Origin of the sequence: Mesorhizobium sp. (assembly GCF_024509055.1) — a bacterium.
GTDB lineage: Bacteria > Pseudomonadota > Alphaproteobacteria > Rhizobiales > Rhizobiaceae > Mesorhizobium.
Genome location: NZ_JANINM010000257.1, coordinates 1 through 2,555, shown reverse-complemented (window position 1 = coordinate 2,555; position 2,555 = coordinate 1). Strand labels below are relative to the sequence as shown.

Sequence of the window (2,555 nt, the reverse complement as noted above, 5' to 3'; positions counted from 1 at the left end):
ACATCCATCAGCGCTTCCGAGCCGCGCAGCATGCAGGGCGTGGTGCCGCAGACCTGGATATGCGCCCGGGTGCCGACCGGGTTGAGCTGGTATTGCGTGTAGAAGGTCGCGACCTCGAGGCCGCGGATTCGCGGCATGCCGAGCATGTCGCAGATCGTCTCGATCGCTGCCTTGGTGACCCAGCCTTCCTGCTCCTGCGCGATCATCAGCAGCGGGATGATGGCCGACTGTTCGCGCCCCTTCGGGTATTTGGCGATCCACTGCTGCGCCGCCGCGGCGTTCGCCTTGTTGAAGGCGAAAGAGGCGGGCTGAAGGCTGGCTTCTGCGAGACGACGGACTGACATTTAGCGATCGACCTCACCAAACACGATGTCGAGGGAGCCAAGCACGGCGGTGACGTCGGCCAGCATGTGGCCGCGGCACAGGAAATCCATGGCTTGCAAATGTGCGAAGCCGGGGGCGCGCAGCTTGCAGCGATAAGGTTTGTTGGTGCCGTCGGAGACCAGATAGACGCCGAACTCGCCCTTCGGCGCCTCGACGGCCGCATAGACCTCGCCGGCCGGCACGCGATACCCCTCGGTGTAGAGCTTGAAGTGATGGATCAGCGCTTCCATCGAGCGCTTCATCGCCTGGCGCTTCGGCGGCACGACCTTGCCGTCGAGGTTCGACACTGGGCCGGTGCTTTCCTTGCCCAGCAGCAGATCGACGCACTGGCGCATGATCTTCGCCGACTGGCGCATCTCTTCCATGCGCACGAGGTAACGGTCGTAGCAGTCGCCGTTCTTGCCGATCGGGATGTCGAAATCCATCTCGGAATAGCATTCGTAGGGCTGCGCCTTGCGCAGGTCCCAGGCAGCGCCCGAGCCACGCACCATCACGCCGGAAAAGCCCCAGGCCCAGGCGTCGGCGAGGGAGACGGTGCCAATATCGACATTGCGCTGCTTGAAGATGCGGTTGGGCGTGAGCAGCGCGTCGAGGTCGTCGATCGACTTCAGGAACGGATCGATCCACTTGCCGATGTCCTCGACCAGCTTCTGCGGCAGGTCCTGGTGCACGCCGCCCGGCCGGAAATAGGCCGCATGCATGCGCGAACCGGAAGCGCGCTCATAGAACACCATCAGCTTCTCGCGCTCGACGAATCCCCACAGCGGCGGGGTCAGCGCACCGACGTCCATCGCCTGCGTCGTCACATTGAGGATGTGCGACATGATGCGGCCCATTTCGGAATAGAGCACGCGGATCAGCTGACCGCGCTTCGGCACCTCGATGCCGAGCAGCCGCTCGGCGGCCAAAGCGAAGGCATGCTCCTGGTTCATCGGCGCGCAATAGTCGAGCCGGTCGAGATAGGGCACGGCCTGCAGGTAGGTCTTGGCCTCCATCAGCTTTTCGGTGCCGCGATGCAGCAGGCCGATATGCGGATCGACACGGTCGACCACCTCGCCGTCCAGCTCAAGCACCAGACGCAAAACGCCATGCGCCGCGGGATGCTGCGGACCGAAGTTGATGTTGAAGTTGCGGACGGAGGTTTCAGCCATTGTGGCGCCTCAATTTGACTTCGCTTTCTCGTCGCCCGGAAGCACGTAGTCGGTGCCTTCCCATGGCGAGAGGAAATCGAAATTGCGGAATTCCTGCTTGAGTTCGACCGGCTCGTAGATGACCCGCTTGGCCTCGTCGTCGTAACGAACCTCCACAAAGCCGGTCAGCGGGAAGTCCTTGCGCAGCGGGTGCCCCTCGAAGCCGTAGTCGGTGAGGAGGCGGCGCAGGTCCGGATGGCCGGAGAACAGCACGCCGTAAAGATCGTAGGTCTCGCGCTCATACCAGTCGGCGCCGGGATAGACCGGGGTGAGTGACGGCACCAGCGTTTCCTCGTCGGCCTGGACCTTGAGCCTGATGCGCACGTTCTGCTTTGGCGACAACAGGTGGTAGACAACGTCGAAGCGCTTGGCGCGCGAGGGATAGTCCGCGCCGCTGATGTCGATGATCGAGATGAACTGGCAGCGAGGATCGTCGCGCAGGAAGGTGGCCACGTCGACGAGGTTGGCCGGCTCGACGGAAACCGTCAGCTCGCCATACGCTAGCACAGTTTCGCCGATGCGGCCGGAGAGCTTCTCGCCGAGGTAGGTGGAGAGTTCGTTCAACGCCAGGGTCATCGGCTCACCGTTCGATCGTGCCGGTGCGGCGGATCTTCTTCTGCAGCAGAAGAATGCCGTAGAGCAGCGCTTCAGCACTCGGCGGGCAGCCGGGCACGTAGATGTCGACCGGCACGATGCGGTCGCAGCCGCGCACCACCGAATAGGAGTAGTGGTAATAGCCGCCGCCGTTGGCGCATGAGCCCATCGAGATAACGTAGCGCGGCTCGGGCATCTGGTCGTAGACCTTGCGCAGAGCCGGAGCCATCTTGTTGGTCAGCGTGCCGGCGACGATCATGATGTCGGACTGGCGCGGAGATGCGCGCGGCGCGACGCCGAACCTCTCGGAGTCATAACGCGGCATCGAGGTGTGGATCATCTCGACCGCGCAGCAGGCGAGGCCGAAGGTCATGAACATCAGCGAGC

The 2,555-nt window shown here is 63.4% G+C and carries 4 protein-coding genes; all 4 read right to left on the bottom strand.

The window, feature by feature from the left end:
* A partial coding sequence (locus Q0L57_RS12565) for an NAD(P)H-dependent oxidoreductase subunit E (protein ID WP_296743077.1) occupies positions 1-344 on the bottom strand: 344 nt, incomplete at its 3' end.
* Positions 345-1,535, bottom strand: coding sequence for an NADH-quinone oxidoreductase subunit D (locus Q0L57_RS12560; RefSeq protein WP_296743076.1), 1,191 nt, complete (start codon positions 1,533-1,535; stop codon positions 345-347).
* A 9-nt stretch (positions 1,536-1,544) separates the two neighbouring features.
* On the bottom strand, positions 1,545-2,150 hold the full coding sequence (locus tag Q0L57_RS12555) for an NADH-quinone oxidoreductase subunit C (protein WP_296743074.1): 606 nt from the start codon (positions 2,148-2,150) through the stop codon (positions 1,545-1,547).
* A gap of 4 nt (positions 2,151-2,154) precedes the next feature.
* A partial coding sequence (locus Q0L57_RS12550; protein WP_296743072.1) for an NADH-quinone oxidoreductase subunit B family protein occupies positions 2,155-2,555 on the bottom strand: 401 nt, incomplete at its 5' end.

What these genes read in the sequence shown, in the direction of transcription:
- Q0L57_RS12560 (WP_296743076.1), bottom strand. Translation starts at nt 1,535, where the DNA reads ATGGCTGAAACCTCCGTCCGCAACTTCAACATCAACTTCGGTCCGCAG.
- Q0L57_RS12555 (WP_296743074.1), bottom strand. Translation starts at nt 2,150, where the DNA reads ATGACCCTGGCGTTGAACGAACTCTCCACCTACCTCGGCGAGAAGCTC.